Genomic DNA, 17092 nt, shown 5'->3' with positions numbered 1-17092 from the left:
AGTCCTTCAGCCGCATTTTTTCTCCAGCATGGGCTTGTAGATTTCGCCCTCCAGCATCACCTTGGTATTCCCATCCACACCATATCCCATGGCGTAGACCTTGTAGGCAGCTTCCACTTTGAAGGTTTTGGAACTTCCCAGCATGATCTGAGGGGCCGCTGGCGTTTGCACGATGATGTATTTGGGGGGCTTGGCAGGCGAAGGTGCCGGCGTGCCATCTGCGCCCGTGGCGAGCTGGGAAGCTCGACCTGTGAATTCACCGAATTTGACGTAAGCCCGTTTGCTGTCGTCAGTTTCTTCCCAGTTGATCTGCTTGTAGACTGGGGTTATCTTGGATGCGTCCAGACCGCAAAAGCCGCGGCTGAATGAACTCTTGCTACAGCCTGGCTCGGCCACGAGGCCGGAAGAGGGATTGCCGAACTTGCACCCGCGAGCCTCGGTCACGGTGGTAGGCAGATTTGCGTCCATGATGTCCAGCTCGGCGTCGTTCAGGGCCAGTTCAGCAGCTTGAAATGCGACCTGGCGATCTCGGTCGTTTCTGGAGGCCTTGTCACCCAGCAGTGTGAGACGGGCACTGAAGAGGGCGGCGGTGATGGCAATGGTCATCATGAGCAGCACAAAAACCAGTGCGATGCCATGCTGCCGAGTCGGATGTGCGAGGGGCTTCATGATCGTTCTGGGCGGTTATGCGGAGTTGCGCAGCAAAAAAGTCGTGACATAGGTTCTGCGAAGACGACCATCCGCAGGGGGCGTGAAGCTAAGCCCGGCTTCGGTGTTCCCGTTGCTGAAATCCGCTCCCAAAGGAAAGAGGGCAGCTGTGCTTGAAACCTGAGCGCTTCCGGGCGCACCTCTCACGACCAGGCCGACCCGTATGGCCTTGACGAAGCGCCAATTGGCATCGCCGACATCTGCCGCACTCACCCAGCGGTCCGGAACGCCGTCACGTGAGCAGGCGGGATCGGCCAGAGGCAGGCACAGATCGACCCCATACATGATCTGCATGGACTCGACACCTCGCACAATGGCATTCTTATCCCGTGACGCCGTTCCCGGATCACTGTAGCAGTAGAGACTGGGCTCATTACTGTCGGTGTCTACGTAGAAAATACTCAAGCCCAGTTCCCCGACCGTCGTGGGCATGCCTGGACTGGACGCTGCCACCGCCGTTCCATTGCAGGTGCGCATGGTCCCATCCGCCAGAGGTTTCCCTGTGCGTCCATCGGCTCCAGACCCATAGAACCGAATCCCCAGGCTGTCGCTGGCATTTGGTGCGTTGCTATTCCTGCTGCCGAAGTTGGAGCTGGTGACCGTGGAATTGTCGAACCCCAGCACGGGGCAAGGTATGGTGTTGGCCGTGGTTTCGCAAAGATCGAAGAGGTTGCTCACGGTTCCGCCTGGAACGGCCAAGCCACCACCGCTTTCTATGCCGCGAGACAGCAGCGCGACGTTGGCATAGCCGGCATTTCTTGCGGCTTCGCCTATCAGGTGGAAAGCGAAACGTGCAACATCGTCCAATTGCTGAGAGCCGTCGACAGTTCGCTTGCTGGAAGCATTCACGCTGTACAAGGAGACCGTCGCCACGGTGATGAGCAGCATCAGCGTGATGGCGACCAGAACCTCAACCAGGGTCAGACCGCGGTGGCGCTGGCGTGAGCTTTGCCTTGCACGCAGAAGGCGGTTGAGCTTAATTTTCGACATAGTCCTTGAGGTTGGCCATGACTGAAATCGCAAACCGGGGACGATCCGCCGTCATCCAGTCGGGCGGGGTGTCGGTGGTGCCCGCCAACGGCTTGCCCAGCCAGCCCATCTTGACGATCACCATTTCGCCCGCTTCATCACAGCCTCCCCATTCGAGGTTGCCGGAGGCGTCGCGCGGTGAAGAATCCCTGCAGACTTCAGCCCGGCCTGCAGGAAGCATTTGAGTCGACTGCACCCGCGTTGCCCAGTCATTGCGCATGGCATTGACAAATTTCTTCATACCGTCATCGGTATTGGTGTTACAGGATGCCCCGGTACCGACACAGGCATTGGCATCTGGGGAACTGATATCGAGCGTCTTGGAGTCGAACAAAAGGCTGTCGGTGGTGGTGCTTTCAGCGTTAAAGGTGGCCTTGACGCCAGAAGGCACCATCTGCATCAATTCGCCATACTCCCGCGCCATGCTGGTGGCTACACCGGAGTTGGCTGAGTACTGGGCCGCCTGCAGCGAGGACAGCTGCAAGCCCGCCGCGGCGAGCAGGCCAAAAGCAAATATGACCAGCGCCACCAGAACTTCCAGTAGCGTGACGCCTCGTTGCGCAGAAATGCGGCCGATTTTCATAGCCGCAAGTTTGCCTGGAGCCCTCCACCTGGGCATCTGGAACGCGCCAAGCGGTAGAGATTCTCCGATGAACGGTTTCGAAGGCTTGGGCGGGTTTAGCGGCTGGAGGAGCTTTGTGAGCGCAGAAACAGGCGCGTGATAGCCTGAGAGGTCTGCTCTCTATGTTCTGGATCTGCCGAACGCAATTCGGCCATCGCGCCATGGAGCATTTTCTGCGTCAGGCCACGGCTGAAGGCCTCAAGCACTTCCTCAAGGTCCTCACCCTTGGCAAGACGCCTGCGGGCGCGATCGAGTTCGAGCGCGCGCCACTCGTCCGTCTGGTCGTTGAGTTGACGGATCAAGGGGACGATGCCCGCCGCTGGATCGCGCTGATCGACCCAATGCATGAAGCTTTGCACGCCGGCATCAATGATGGCTTCAGCCTGAGCCACGGCTGCCTGGCGGTTGGCTTGCCCGGTTTGAACGACTTGGGCCAGATCGTCCACGGTGTAGAGGTAAACGTCGTCCAGATCCCGAACTTCAGGTTCTATATCGCGGGGCACGGCCAAGTCGACCATGAAAATGGGCCGATGGCGGCGCTTTTTCAGCGCGCGTTCTATGGCCCCCAGGCCGATGATGGGCAGGGTGCTGGCTGTGCAACTGATGACGGCATCGAACTCATGAAGGCGATCGGGAAGATCGGCCAAACGCATGACTTCAGCCCCCATGCGCGTGGCCAGTTTTTCTCCCCGCTCCAATGTGCGGTTGGCAATAGCCATGGATTTTGGCTGCTTGGCAGCGAAGTGAGTGGCCGCCAACTCAATCATTTCGCCTGCGCCCACAAACAAGATCTTGACCTGCCGCATGTCTTCGAACAGGTTGCCGGCCAGGCGCACGGCCGCTGCGGCCATGCTGATGCTGTGAGCGCCGATCTCAGTCGAGCTTCTGACTTGTTTCGCAACCGAGAAGCTGCGTTGGAACAGCTGGTTCAGGGTGGTACCCAGTGCGCCAGCGTTCTCGGCAGCGCGCACCGCGCTTTTCATCTGCCCCAGGATCTGCGGTTCTCCCAGGACCATGGAGTCGAGCCCGCTGGCCACCCGGAAGGCGTGGCGCGCGGCGTGGCCGTTTTCCAATACATAGGTATGGTCACGCAACGCCTCAGCAGACACATTGCCGGCCTGGGCCAGCCACCCCAACGTATGATCAATTTGCACCCGCTCGCTGGCACAGTAGACCTCTGTACGGTTGCAAGTGGAGAGGATGGCCGCTTCTGGATGACGGCTGTGCGAGTGCCGCAGGCCCGTGAGTGCAGGGGCCAGTTGATCGAGCGCGAACGCGAAACGACCGCGCAGATCTAGCGGCGCGGTGTTGTGATTAAGTCCAAGTGCCCATACGGCCATGGGTGCGATTATAAAATTTGTGGCGGCACTCTTGCTTTTCTATTGCGAGAGGGCTTGATCAACATCAAGAATATGAATGTCATTGACCTGATTCTGCACGCTGCCGGCTTCATGGCGCCCGCCCTTTTTGTGGCGCTGGGTGTCACTTTGCTGGCCAGACTGTTCATGAAGACCAAGCTTTCTACCCGGGGGATTTCTCGGCAGTTTGCGATCAATTTCGCGGTCGGCTTGGCAGTGTGCGTGGCCGGATTGGTGATCACTGGCCACGACGGGCGGATGTGGACCTATGCCGCGCTGGTGCTGATGGTGGCGACCAGCCAATGGGCGCTCGGGTAGCGCGTCTTCGCACGCCCTAGTCCGGAACGAACAGGTCCACCCGGTCGCTCACTATGCCGTCTGTTCCCAAGGCGATCAAGCGTTTGGCGGCCACTTCATCATTGACTGTGTAGGAGAGGCAGCGCATGCCCATGGCCTTGACGCGCGCCACCAAGGCTTCTCCCCAGAGTTCGTGTTGGCAGATGATGGCCGCGCATTCTAGATTCTGAGCATGGTCTGCCCAGCCTCCCCACAAGGTGTCCAGCAGCAAGCCGCGCGGCAAGTCCGGCGCTGCTTTCATCGCTCCGGCAAGAGCCTCTGGCCGGAATGAAGTCAGAAACGGGGGGGTGGCAGCCTTGGCCCAGAGACGGGCTGCCAGCGCTGCGACCACTTGGCCCGTGCGCTCTTCTTGACCGGGCGTGGGTTTGATCTCAATGTCCAGGAAGTGACCGTTGGCAAGGCACCAGCGGGCAACGTTCTCAAGGGTTGGAAGGGGCTCTCCGGCGAAGGTTCTGGAATGCCAGCCGCCTGCGTCGAGCCCGGACAGCTCACCCCAGGGGGAGTCGCCTGCAGTGCCTTGGCCGCTTGTGGTTCTATCCAAGGTGCTGTCGTGCAGAAGAAAAGGCACGCCATCGGCGCTCAATTTCGCGTCGCATTCGAACATGCGCCAGCCATGTTGTGCGCCCAGGCGAAAAGCCGCCAGGGTGTTTTCGGGGGCTAATTTGCCCGCGCCGCGGTGCGCAATCCAGAAGGGGTAGGGCCAGTCAGCGGTCATGGGATGTACGGCAGGGGCAGGTCGAGGGGCAGCTCCAAACGGGCGGGGCCGGTCAGCCGACGAGGGCGCAGCGTCCATGCTCACCTCGCCTGGTTTTAGCGGATTATTGGCTCACCGGTGACCAAACAACCAGACTGGGGCTATTGCTCGATCCGGTTGCCGGTGGCTTCATCAAAACCATGAATGCGGTCCTCCAGCGGCACGACATTCAGCGTTTGTCCGATCGCGGGTGGCATCTCGGTCTCATGCATGCGCAAAATGGTCAGCGGGCCCTGCTCGCCTCCCATGTGGCCATAGACCAGGCGCTCAGCTCCCAGCATTTCTACCGTTTCCACGACGACTTGCCAGCCGCCAGAATCGACCACACGCAAGTGCTCAGGCCGAATGCCCAGCAACACGCCATCGCGCACGCCTTCCACGCCTTTGAGCAGGTTCATGGGCGGCGAGCCAATAAAGGTGGCCACGAACGCAGTGGCGGGCCTGTGATAGACCTCTTCAGGCGTACCAAACTGCTCCATGCGCCCAGCATTCATTACCATCATCCGCTGAGCCAGGGTCATGGCTTCCACCTGATCGTGCGTCACGAACAAGCTGGTGATGCCCAGCTCACGGTGCAGCTTTTCGATCTCAAGCCGCGTATGGGCGCGCAGTTTGGCGTCCAGGTTGGAGAGCGGTTCATCGAAAAGAAACACCTGCGGCTGTCGCACGATAGCCCGTCCCATGGCCACGCGTTGTCGCTGGCCCCCAGACAGCTCGCGGGGCTTGCGTTGCAGCAGTGCACCGAGCTCCAGAATGCCGGCGGCCTTGTCGACCCGGGCCTTGATTTCATCGACCGGCACCTTCTTGATCTTCAACCCGTAGGCCATGTTGTCGAACACGGTCATGTGGGGGTAGAGCGCATAGTTCTGAAACACCATGGCGATATCGCGCTCGGCAGGCTCCAGGTTGTTCACCACGCGGTTGCCGATGCTGATGGTGCCGTCAGAGATTTCTTCCAGCCCTGCGACCATTCGCAGCAGGGTGGATTTACCGCAGCCCGAAGGGCCGACGATGACCACGAATTCACCATCCTGGACCCCCGCGTTGACGCCATGGATGACCTGGTTGGCCTTCGGTCCTATGCCGTAGCGCTTGATGACGTTGTTGAATTCGATGGAAGCCATGTTGGTGTTGTTCGTTATGCGGGGTTAAAGCCATCGGCCGGGGTCGGCTGACCGGGGTGGCTGCGTGTCATTTCTCGGTGTCGACAAGGCCCTTCACGAACCATTTTTGCATCAGGATCACCACCAGGGCCGGGGGCAGCATGGCCAGGATGGCCGTCGCCATGACGACGTTCCATTCAACATAGATTTCGCCAAAGATAGCCCGCTTGATGCCCAGAACGATGGGATACATGTCTTCGCTGGTGGTCACTATGAGGGGCCAGAGATATTGGTTCCAGCCGTAGATGAACTGGATCACGAACAGCGCTGCCATGCTGGTTTTTGACAGGGGCAGCAGGATGTCCTTGAAAAAGCGCATAGGTCCGGCGCCGTCGATGCGTGCGGCCTCCGCCAGTTCATCGGGCACCGTCAGAAAAAATTGACGGAAAAGGAAGGTGGCGGTGGCTGAAGCGATCAAGGGCACTGTCAGGCCTGCGTAGCTGTTGAGCATTTTCAGGTCCGAGATGACTTCATAGGTCGGACCGATACGCACTTCCACGGGCAGCATCAAGGTGATGAAAATCATCCAGAACATCAGCCCACGGAAAGGGAAGCGAAAGTAAACCAGCGCAAATGCCGACAGCAAGGAAATAGCGATCTTGCCCAGTGCAATGACCATGGCGGTCACAAAACTCACCCAGAGCATGGGCCAGCCAGCGGCAATGGTCGCGCCGTTGGCCGTCTTTCCGCCCAGCAGGGCGAGCTTGTAGGTATAGGCAAAGTTGCTGCCCGGAACCAGGGACAGCGGGTAGCTGCCAGCGATCTGCTCGGCTGTTTGCGTGGACATGATCAGGGCCACGAGCACGGGAAAGGCCACGATGGCCACGCCCAGGATCAGCACAGCATGGGCCACGGCGTCCAGCACGGGGCGGCGTTCAATCATCATGATCAGTACTGCACTTTCTTCTCGACGAAGCGGAACTGAAATACCGTGAGCAGGATGACAATCGCCATCAGGACCACGGATTGGGCTGCAGAGCCGCCCATGTCGAGCGCTTTGAAACCGTCGTAATAAACCCGGTAGACCAGGATGGAGGTGTCCTTGCCCGGACCACCGTGGGTGGCCGCATCCACGATGGCAAAGGTTTCAAAGAATGCGTAGATCACGTTCATCACAAGCAGGAAGAACGTGGTGGGCGAGAGAAGAGGGAACACAATGGTCCAGAATCGCCGCCAGGGCGTGGCGCCGTCAATGGTGGCCGCTTCAATTACCGCGTTGGGAATGGATTGCAGGCCCGCCAGGAAAAACAGGAAGTTGTAGGAGATCTGCTTCCAGACGGCGGCAATCACAATGAGTGACATGGCATGGTTGGGATTGAGCAGGTGGTTCCACTCCAGCCCCATGGCCTTCAGTGCATAGGAAATCACGCCCCAGGGGGACGCGAACATCATCAACCAAAGAACGCCCGCCACCACGGGTGCCACCGCATAGGGCCATATCAGCAGGGTTTTGTAAACTGAAGCTCCGCGAACGACCCGGTTGGCCATCACCGCGAGCAGCAGCGCCACACTGATGCCCAGCACCGCCACCAGCACTGAAAACACCGCTGTGATCTTGAATGAGTTCAGGTAGCTGGGGTCATTGAAGAGCCGCTCGAAGTTGGCCAGTCCCACGAACTCCCGACTGGTGCCGAAGGCGTCTTCCTGCAATAGGCTCTGGTAGAGCGCCTGAGAAGCAGGCCAGAAAAAAAACACCAGCACCACCGCCATTTGCGGCGCGACCAGCAACCACGGCAGCCATGCAGACTTGAAACGAACTCGTTTTTCCATGGGCAACGATCATAGCTGCCGCAAAGGGCAGCAAGGGGGGTGTCAATTCAGGGATTACGCCAGTATCGGCTCCGCCCAGGGTTGGTTCTCGTGCCGCGATGTTCTGATCATCGGCTACGGGGAAGTTGCAAGGATATCGGGGGTTGCCTCCACGTTCTCCAACGCGCGTTTCGCTGCTTCGCGCTCTGATTATTCTTCGCCTGACTTTTTCGCAGCGGCGAGCGGGGAGGGGCTAGAAATTGCCCCTCGCCCTGAGTCTTATGTTGTGTTTACTTATATGTCACGGCATCCGCGCCCGAAGGTATCTTGAGCCCGAGAGATGACTCCCAACGGGCGCTGATGCAGGGATTCAACCCTTGTTGGCCTTCTGGAAGCGCTCGAGTTGCTCGTTTCCGCGCTTGACCGCTGCGTCCAGGGCTTCTTTGGCAGTCTTCTTGCCGGCCCACAGGCCCTCCATCTCTTCGTCGATGATGGTTCGGATCTGCACGAAGTTGCCCAGACGAACGCCGCGTGATTTTTCAGTGGTCTTGCGGATCATTTGTGTGACCGCTACGTCGGCGCCAGGGTTCTTCTTGTAGAAGCCTGATTTTTCCGTCAACTCGAAGGAGGCGGTCGTCACCGGCAGGTAACCCGTCCGCTGATGGCTGGCAGCAGCCACTTCAGGCTTGGACAGATAGGCAAAAAACTGGCCAATACCTTTGTATTCGTCGGGCTTCTTGCCTGCCATGACCCACAAGCTGGCGCCGCCGATCACGGTGTTTTGTGGCGCACCTGGTACGTCTGGGTAGTAGGGCAGGGTGCCAATACCGTAGCCGAACTTGCCATTGCGCACGACGTTTCCGTACAGGCCGGAGGATCCGGTCATCATGGCGCACTCGCCGGAGACAAAGGTGGCGTCTGCGGAGTTATTGCGGCCCTTGTAGATGAACAGCCCCTGCTTGGCCATGTTGCCCAGGTTCTCCATGTGGCGGACATGCAGCGGTGTATTGATCGCCAGGCGGGTATTCAGGCCGCCAAAGCCGTTGTTCTGCGTGGCGTACAGCACGTTGTGCCAGGCACTGAAGCTTTCCAGCTGTGTCCAGCTTACCCAGCTGGTAGTAAAGGGGCACTTATGGCCGGAAGCCTTGAGCTTGGCAGCCGCGGAGGCCACTTCTGGCCAGGTCGTTGGCGGTTTCTCGGGGTCCAGGCCAGCGGCCTTGAAGGCGTCCTTGTTGTAGTGGAATATGGTGGTGGAGCTATTGAACGGGAACGACAGCATTTGCCCGTTCGGTGCGGTGTAGTAACCAGCCACAGCGGGAATATAGGCGCCTTGATTGAAGGTCACACCTGCTTGTTTCATGACTTCTGCGACTGGCTTGACCGCGCCTTTGCTGGCCATCATCGTGGCTGTGCCCACCTCAAAGACCTGCAGAATATGCGGCGCATTGCCGGCACGAAATGCCGCAATGGCTGAGGTCATGGATTCATCGTAGCCGCCCTTGAAAGTGGGAACGATCTTGTATTGGGTCTGACTGGCATTGAATTCCTTGGCGAGGTCATTCACCCATTCACCTAGCGCACCACCCATTGAATGCCACCACTGGATTTCGGTCTGGGCTTGAGCGGGCAAGGCCAGTGCGGCGGCCATGGCGACTGCTGCAAGGGGAAGGCGACGGAAAACTTTCATATTGACTCCAGAAATATCGCGCGAGGATATTCGCTATTTGTGACGAAAGAATTGAAGAATTATTTCCGTTGAATGACAAGGGGGTTTGTACGAACGCGCCCTAAACGCGCTGGCGATGTTCCAAGGCGCTCACTTCCCCGTTACGATGGACTTATTGCACCCCTCCGAACGCCCTCAATGCAGGAGTTCAAAAACTAGCCCCCACGCTCCCTAGCTGCGCGTAGTACGCTGCCCCCCATGGGGCGCTTTTTTTGTTTTGGGGCGGCCCGGCAACAAAAAACCAGACGGCCGCGGAGCAGGCCATAAGTGAGTAGCCGCGGAGCTGGCTTTGCCAGGCCGCTGGCTGCGTCCCCTGGGGGAAGGCGCGAAGCGCCATAGGGGAGGTCGATTCCAGCGGCTGACCTTGCATTCCATGTGTGAATGCTGCGCCGCAGTAAAATTGCTGCCCAGCCGGACACTGTCTCTCGCGTCTTGCCTCATAAATCCCACGCCGCGCTGGGCCTGAAGCTTATGAATGCTCCTGCCACGCTAAATCACTTGCTTGCAGCCGCTGATGCGGCCCCGCGGTTGCGCGAGATCCCGTACAACTACACCAGTTTCTCTGACCGGGAGATCGTGTTGCGCCTGCTCGGCGAACGCGCCTGGGAGCTTCTGGGGAGTCTGCGCGGTGAACGCCACACGGGCCGGTCTGCTCGCATGCTCTATGAGGTTCTGGGGGACATCTGGGTAGTGCGGCGTAACCCGTATCTGCAAGACGATCTGCTCGACAACCCACGTCGGCGCAAGCAACTGGTTGAAGCCCTCAACCACCGCCTGACCGAAATCGACAAGCGCCGCACACCGGACAACGACGCCAGCCGCGACGCTCTGGTGGGCGAGCTACTGGTGTCTGCCCGCCGCGTGGTGGCGGCATTTGACCGCTCTTTCGACAACGTGGCGGCACTGCGCCGCCGCGCCGCCAAGGCGCTTGGTCACTACACCGCCAAGGACAACATCAAGTTTGATGGCCTTTCGCGGGTGAGCCATGTCACCGATGCCACGGACTGGCGGGTCGAATTCCCGCTGGTTGTGCTGACACCTGATACCGAGGCCGAAATGGCAGGGCTGGTCAAGGGTTGCATCGAGTTGGGTCTGACCATCATCCCACGGGGGGGCGGCACGGGCTACACTGGCGGCGCGATTCCGCTGGACTGGAAAACCGCCGTCATCAACACGGAAAAGCTGGAAGCGCTGGGCCAGATCGAATGGCTCAGGTTGCCTGGTCTCGACAGGGACGTTGCCACCATCCACACCGAAGCCGGGGTGGTTACCCAGCGCGTGGCCAATGCCGCCGAGGCTGCTGGCCTGGTGTTCGCCTGCGACCCGACCAGCGCAGAGGCCAGTTGCATAGGCGGCAACATTGCCATGAATGCAGGCGGCAAGAAGGCGGTTCTCTGGGGTACAGCGCTGGATAACCTCGCCAGCTGGCGCATGGTGACGCCCGACGCCCAATGGCTGGAGGTGACCCGGATCGATCACAACATGGGCAAGATCCATGATGTGGCGGTGGCCAGTTTTGAGCTCAAAACCTTCGACGCCAGCGGTAAAAAGCTGTTGAAAACCGAACGTCTGGACATTCCGGGCTCCACTTTCCGCAAGGAAGGCCTGGGCAAAGACGTAACGGACAAGTTTCTTGCCGGTCTTCCAGGTATCCAGAAAGAAGGCTGTGACGGCCTGATCACCAGCGCGCGCTGGGTGCTGCACCGCATGCCGGAGCACACGCGCACCGTGTGCCTGGAATTTTTCGGCCATGCCAAGGATGCCGTGCCCAGCATCGTCGACATCAAGGACTTCATGTTCGCAGAGGCCAATCGCACCGGCGTCGTGCTGGCGGGTCTCGAACACCTTGATGACCGCTATTTGCGTGCTGTGGGTTACAGCACCAAATCGCGCCGGGGTGGTTTGCCCAAGATGGTCTTGTTGGGCGATATCGCCGGTGATGACGCAGACGCCGTGGCACGCGCTACCAGTGAGGTCGTGCGCCTGGCCAACTCGCGTTCGGGCGAGGGTTTCATTGCCGTCAGCGCGGACGCACGCAAGAAATTCTGGGCAGACCGCAAGAAAACGGCGGCCATCAGCCGCCACACCAACGCTTTCAAGATCAATGAAGACGTGGTGATCCCGCTGCCTCGCATGGCCGAGTACACCGACGGCATCGAACGCATCAATATCGAGCTGTCGCTGCGCAACAAGATCGAGCTGGCCGATGAGCTGGAAGTTTTCCTGGAGCGCGGTAACCTGCCTCTGGGAGAAAGCAGCGAGGGCGTCGTTTCGCCCGAGTTGCTGGCTGAGAAGGTCCAGCAGGCCTTGGTGGTGGTGCGGGAAGTCCGTAGCCTGTGGCAGGGCTGGCTGGACGATGTGGACACCCTCTTTCCCCAATTGCAGGACCACAGCCTTCGCGCCAGCTGGAAGACGCAGATCCGCGCACCCTTGCGCGACATCTTTACGGGCACCGATTTCGAGCCTCTGCTGGCGGCGCTGAATGCCGTCCAGCAGCGCGTGCTCAAAGGGCGTGTCTGGATTGCGCTGCACATGCACGCCGGCGATGGCAACGTGCACACCAACATTCCCGTGCATAGCGACAACTACGCCATGCTGCAGACCGCGCACGAGGCGGTTGACCGCGTGATGGCGCTCGCACGCCATCTGGACGGCGTGATCTCGGGTGAGCACGGCATCGGCATTACCAAGCTTGAGTACTTGAGCGACGCTGAGCTGGCACCGTTTGCCGAGTACAAGCGTCGGGTGGATCCTGAAGGCCGCTTCAACCGCGGCAAGTTGCTGCGCGACACAGCGTTGCCTGATCAACCCGGCAGACGCCTGCGGGCAGATCTGGGCAATGCCTATACGCCGAGCTTTGGGCTCATGGGGCATGAATCCATCATCATGCAGCAAAGCGACATCGGCGCCATTGCCGATTCGATCAAGGATTGCCTGCGCTGCGGCAAATGCAAGCCCGAATGCTCGACCCATGTACCGCGCGCCAACCTGCTGTATAGCCCACGCAACAAGATTCTGGCTACTTCGCTGCTGGTAGAGGCTTTCCTCTATGAAGAGCAAACCCGGCGAGGCGTCTCGATCAAACACTGGGAAGAGTTCGAAGACGTTGCGGATCACTGCACCGTGTGCCACAAATGTCTTTCGCCCTGCCCGGTGAAGATCGATTTTGGCGACGTCACCATGAATATGCGCAACCTGCTGCGCAAGATGGGCAAGAAGACCTTCCGCCCTGGCAACGCGGCGGCCATGTTCTTCCTGAACGCCACCAATCCGGCCGTCATCAACGCAACCCGTGCAGTGATGACCGGCGTGGCATTCAAGGCGCAGCGCGCAGCGGTGGACCTGTTGCGCCCCGCCGGCCGCAAGCAGACCCAGCACCCTCCCGCTACCTTGGGCAAGCCGCCCCTGCGCGAGGAAGTCATCCACTTCGTCAACAAGAAGCTGCCCGCTGGCTTGCCAAGCAAGACCGCGCGTGCGCTCCTCGACATCGAAGACCGTGACTACGTGCCTGTGATCCGCAACCCCAAGGCCACCACGGCGGACAGCGAAGCGGTGTTCTATTTCCCGGGCTGCGGGTCGGAGCGCCTGTTCTCGCAGGTGGGATTGGCCACTCAGGCCATGTTGTGGCATGCCGGCGTCCAAACCGTGCTGCCGCCAGGCTATGTCTGCTGTGGCTACCCTCAACGTGGCTCGGGGCAGTTCGACAAAGCCGAGAAAATGATCACCGATAACCGGGTGTTGTTCCATCGCGTGGCCACCACGCTCAACTACCTGGAGATCAAGACGGTGGTGGTCTCGTGCGGTACGTGCTATGACCAGCTGGCGGGTTACGAATTCGAAAAGATCTTCCCCGGCAGCCGCATCATCGACATTCACGAATTCCTGCTTGAAAAAGGAATCACCCTGCCGGTGGAGCAGCAAGGGTCTTACCTGTATCACGAACCTTGCCACAACCCCATGAAGCTGCAGGACTCCACCAAGACGGTGAAGGCACTGATTGGTGACAATGTGCTTAAAAACAACCGCTGCTGCGGGGAAAGCGGCACGCTAGGGGTGACCAGGCCTGACGTGTCGACTCAGGTTCGCTTCCGCAAGGAAGAAGAGATCCGCAAGGGTGAGGCCGAATTGCGCGCGACGGGCGCCGTGCCAGAAAAGGCCAACGTCAAAATCCTCACCAGCTGCCCAAGTTGCCTGCAAGGCCTCAAGCGCTATGAGGGGGATTTGCAGAACGGCTTGCTGGAAGCAGACTACATCGTCATTGAGATGGCCCGCCATATCCTTGGGGAAAATTGGCTGCCAACCTACGTGTCGCAAGCCAACTCTGGCGGTATTGAGCGCGTGCTGGTTTGATCGGTAGCTCGGTCGCCGTCAGCCTGGATGACCCCATCCAGGGATGATGGGGCGTTGCATTTGAGCGTCAGTGCGGCATTGCTGCCACTGAAAAGGCCAGGTGCCGCCCGCCGAGTGGGCCCAGGAGTCCGCCAGTGCAGTGCAGCCCTGGTTGGCTCCCATCCCGGAAGCCGGGCGCCCGCAATGGCACTTGCGCGGCCCCGAAAAGACTTTGAACAGGCTCTTAGGGTGCTAGGATCGGGTGTTTTGCCGCCAGGCACGCTCTCTTTTGTTGCATGAACAGTCCATCCTCCCTTGAGTCCCCGGCTATGGAGCCCACCCTGGAGTCTGCCAGCACACTTGCCGACCCGTGGCATCGTTTTGGCAGTCTCCTGGTGCGTGCTGGCAAGCTCAGCGCGCGAGACATGGAACGCGCCATGGCCGCGCAGCGGGAGATGGGCGGCTCGCTGGACCGGGTGCTGGTCAGCCTCGGCCTCGTCTCTGAAGTGGATGCCGCGCGCGCCCTTTCGGAGCATCTGGAACTGCCTTTTGTCACGGCAGATGCCTTTCCTGATCAACTGCCGGAAACCGAAGGCTTGTTGCCCGAGTTTCTGAAGGCCAATCGAGTGCTGCCGCTTCGTGCCGAAGATGGCCAGTTGCAAGTCGTCATGGCGGCGCCCCAGGACTCTTTCGTGCTGCAGGCCTTGCGATTGACTTCCGGCCTGGCCGTGCATCCAAGCGTCGGCGTGCCCAGCGATATTGAAAAGGCGCTCACACGCTTTCTCGATGAAGCGCCCGCCAGTGAAGATGACGAAGAAAGCGCTGAGCTGGAAGGCGACTCTGGCGATTTCGTAGAGCACCTGCGAGATCTGGCCAGTGAAGCGCCCGTGATCCGCCTGGTGAACGCCATCATCGGCCGCGTCATCGAGCTTCGTGCCTCGGACATCCACCTCGAACCATTCGACGATGGCTTGCATGTGCGCTACCGGGTCGATGGCGTCTTACTTCCTGGGGAAATGGTGCCAGCGCGTCTGGGCGCGGCTGTCAGCTCACGCGTGAAGCTCATGGCGCATCTCGACATTGCAGAGCGTCGCCTGCCGCAAGATGGTCGCATCAAGACCCGTGTGAAGGGGCGCGAGCTGGATCTGCGTGTATCGACGGTGCCCACCGTGCACGGCGAAAGCGTGGTCATGCGTGTGCTGGACCGCGCCAGCGTGCGTTTCAGCCTCGAAGACATGGGATTCGAGAAAGATACGCTCTCACGATTCAATCAACTCGTATCGCGGCCACACGGCATCCTGTTGGTCACAGGCCCCACGGGCTCTGGCAAAACCACGACGCTCTATGCCGCATTGGCCAAGCTCGATTCGACCACGCAGAAAATCATCACGGTTGAAGATCCAGTTGAATATCAGCTGGAAGGTATCAACCAGATCCAGGTGCATTCCCAGATCAATCTGACTTTCGGTAACGCGCTGCGCTCCATCCTGCGGCAAGATCCCGACATCATCATGATCGGTGAAATGCGTGACGGGGAAACGGCGCAGATCGCCGTGCAATCTTCACTCACGGGTCACCTTGTACTTTCCACCTTGCACACCAATACAGCTGCCAGTGCCGTGGTACGTATGCAGGACATGGGCGTGGAGCGCTACCTGATTACTTCCACTGTCAACGGCGTGTTGGCGCAGCGGCTGGTCCGCCGGCTTTGCAGGCACTGCCGCGCGCCTGTGCAACCGGCGCCTGAATTGGTGGAAAGCTCCGGCCTCTCCCGATTCCTGTCCCCCGGCGCCCCCATTTATGAAGCTAAAGGGTGTGATCATTGCCGCGGAACGGGCTATCAGGGGCGCGCGGGTATCCATGAGTTGCTGGTGGTCGACGAAGACATGCGCAGCGGTATCCTGAGGGGCCTGGACGCCAGTGCCTTGCAGAATCTGGCCATTCAGGCTGGTATGTACACGCTCTATGACGACGGCTTGCGCAAGGTGGCCTCCGGGGTGACCAGCCTCGACGAAGTCTTGCGCGTCACCCAGGATCACACAGATGCCTGAGTTCGTCTGGCGCGCGGCGCAGGCCAATGGCCAACTCGTCGAAGGCCGCACCGAAGCGGCCGCAAGCGCTGCCGTCCTGCGTCAGTTGCGCGAGCGCGGACTCACGCCTATCCATGTAGAAGACGCTGCGCTGAACCCCGCCACGGCCAAGAGCGTGCCGGGTTTGCGCGTAAATACCCGGATAGACAAAAGCCCGGTCAAGGCAGCCGACATCCTGACGCTGACCACCGAGCTTTCCATCATGCTGCGCGCTGGCCTGGCGCTTGACAATGCTTTGCGCGTTTTGATCGAGATGAGCCACAAGCCCAGTGTCCGTGTCTTGCTGGAGGCAATCCTTGAGGATGTGAAAGGCGGTGCCCCGTTCAGCCGTGCGTTGACTGTGCACCGCGAGCATTTCGGTGATTTCTACATCAATATGGTGCGTTCAGGCGAGGCCAGCGGTCAGATGTCCCAGGTGCTCGAGCGCCTGGTCTCTCACATGGAGAGGCTGCGCGCCCTTCGAGAAAGCGTGGTTTCTGCCACGCTGTATCCGGCCATTTTGCTAGGTGTGGCGGTGATCTCGCTCGTGGCCATGCTGGGCTTCGTGGTGCCGCAGTTCGAACAGCTTTTCAAGGACATGGGGGACGCACTGCCCATGCCCACACGCGTTGTCATGGTGCTGGGCCATGTTTTCCGCAGCTACGGGCCGGTGTTGATTCCGGTCATCGTACTGGTGGGCTGGCTTTTTCTGCGCTGGTTGCGCTCGCCTTCAGGACGTGCCAAATGGCAGAACTGGATATTGGGGCTGCCGGTGCTCGGTCCCTTGCTGCACAAGTACGAACTTACACTTTTTTCGCGTTCGCTAGGCACCCTGCTGGGCAACGGCGTGCCGCTATTGACGGCCTTGCATATCGCGACTGAAACTGTAGGAAATGCGCGACTGCGCGAGCCGCTGTCCAAGATGGCGCCCATGGTGAAAGAGGGCACGCGCATGGTTGTCGCCATGCAATCCACGAAGGTATTTGAACCTTTGGCCATCAACCTGGTCAGAGTGGGAGAAGAGACTGGCCGTATTGGGCACATGATGACCGAATTGGCCGACATCCTGAACCGAGAAGTCGAAACCGGCATCAAGCGTGCGCTGACTTTACTGGAACCCATTCTTATTTTGGTGCTGGGCGTATTGATCGCCGCCATCATTGTGTCTATCTTGCTCGGCATCCTGTCTGTCAACGACCTTGCCCAATAAACCCTGTAAAGAGAGAAA

Annotated in this window: 13 protein-coding genes; 4 read left to right on the top strand and 9 right to left on the bottom strand. The window is 59.7% G+C overall.

Annotation, left to right across the window (positions count from 1 at the left end):
• Positions 1-6 precede the first annotated feature (6 nt).
• From ABIE13_RS22650 to hemA, 4 genes are all read right to left on the bottom strand, one after another.
• Positions 7-669, bottom strand: a complete 663-nt coding sequence (locus ABIE13_RS22650; protein ID WP_354447685.1) for a pilus assembly PilX family protein — start codon at positions 667-669, stop codon at positions 7-9.
• Positions 670-684: 15 nt separating this feature from the next.
• The gene (locus ABIE13_RS22645) at positions 685-1698 is read right to left on the bottom strand and encodes a PilW family protein (protein WP_354447683.1); all 1014 of its coding nucleotides are present in this window, start codon (positions 1696-1698) and stop codon (positions 685-687) included.
• Entirely contained in the window at positions 1685-2320 is a 636-nt protein-coding gene (gene pilV, locus ABIE13_RS22640; protein WP_354447681.1) for a type IV pilus modification protein PilV, read from the bottom strand. Before pilV ends, ABIE13_RS22645 begins: the two co-directional genes overlap by 14 nt.
• Positions 2321-2415: 95 nt before the next feature.
• On the bottom strand, positions 2416-3699 hold the full coding sequence (gene hemA, locus ABIE13_RS22635; protein ID WP_354447679.1) for a glutamyl-tRNA reductase: 1284 nt from the start codon (positions 3697-3699) through the stop codon (positions 2416-2418).
• 72 nt (positions 3700-3771) lie between these two features.
• Between hemA and ABIE13_RS22630 the strand changes: the two genes are divergently transcribed.
• The gene (locus ABIE13_RS22630) at positions 3772-4035 is read left to right on the top strand and encodes a hypothetical protein (protein WP_354447678.1); all 264 of its coding nucleotides are present in this window, start codon (positions 3772-3774) and stop codon (positions 4033-4035) included.
• A 16-nt stretch (positions 4036-4051) separates the two neighbouring features.
• Here the strand turns inward: ABIE13_RS22630 and ugpQ are convergent, their stop codons facing one another.
• From ugpQ to ugpB, 5 genes are all read right to left on the bottom strand, one after another.
• On the bottom strand, positions 4052-4789 hold the full coding sequence (ugpQ, locus tag ABIE13_RS22625) for a glycerophosphodiester phosphodiesterase (protein WP_354447676.1): 738 nt from the start codon (positions 4787-4789) through the stop codon (positions 4052-4054).
• 140 nt (positions 4790-4929) lie between these two features.
• Positions 4930-5952, bottom strand: coding sequence for a sn-glycerol-3-phosphate ABC transporter ATP-binding protein UgpC (gene ugpC / locus ABIE13_RS22620; protein WP_354447674.1), 1023 nt, complete (start codon positions 5950-5952; stop codon positions 4930-4932).
• Between the two features lie 67 nt (positions 5953-6019).
• On the bottom strand, positions 6020-6874 hold the full coding sequence (gene ugpE, locus ABIE13_RS22615; protein WP_354447960.1) for a sn-glycerol-3-phosphate ABC transporter permease UgpE: 855 nt from the start codon (positions 6872-6874) through the stop codon (positions 6020-6022).
• Positions 6875-6879: 5 nt separating this feature from the next.
• The gene (gene ugpA / locus ABIE13_RS22610; RefSeq protein ID WP_354447672.1) at positions 6880-7761 is read right to left on the bottom strand and encodes a sn-glycerol-3-phosphate ABC transporter permease UgpA; all 882 of its coding nucleotides are present in this window, start codon (positions 7759-7761) and stop codon (positions 6880-6882) included.
• A gap of 349 nt (positions 7762-8110) precedes the next feature.
• The gene (gene ugpB, locus ABIE13_RS22605; protein ID WP_354447670.1) at positions 8111-9427 is read right to left on the bottom strand and encodes a sn-glycerol-3-phosphate ABC transporter substrate-binding protein UgpB; all 1317 of its coding nucleotides are present in this window, start codon (positions 9425-9427) and stop codon (positions 8111-8113) included.
• A 510-nt stretch (positions 9428-9937) separates the two neighbouring features.
• Between ugpB and ABIE13_RS22600 the strand changes: the two genes are divergently transcribed.
• The 3 genes from ABIE13_RS22600 (at position 9938) to ABIE13_RS22590 (ending at position 17074) form a co-directional block, all read left to right on the top strand.
• Entirely contained in the window at positions 9938-13816 is a 3879-nt protein-coding gene (locus ABIE13_RS22600; RefSeq protein ID WP_354447958.1) for an FAD/FMN-binding oxidoreductase, read from the top strand.
• A 308-nt stretch (positions 13817-14124) separates the two neighbouring features.
• A complete protein-coding gene (gene gspE / locus ABIE13_RS22595) occupies positions 14125-15846 on the top strand; it encodes a type II secretion system ATPase GspE (RefSeq protein WP_354447668.1) in 1722 nt (573 codons plus the stop codon).
• Positions 15839-17074 carry a type II secretion system F family protein gene (locus ABIE13_RS22590; protein WP_354447667.1) on the top strand — a complete coding sequence of 412 codons (1236 nt, stop codon included), beginning with the start codon at positions 15839-15841 and terminating at the stop codon, positions 17072-17074. The genes gspE and ABIE13_RS22590 overlap by 8 nt, the downstream gene beginning before the upstream one ends.
• Positions 17075-17092: the final 18 nt, after the last annotated feature.

It is taken from the genome of Ottowia thiooxydans, from assembly GCF_040548795.1.
Classification (GTDB): Bacteria; Pseudomonadota; Gammaproteobacteria; order Burkholderiales; family Burkholderiaceae_C; genus Ottowia; species Ottowia thiooxydans_A.
This window is presented reverse-complemented; position numbering and strand designations above follow the sequence as displayed.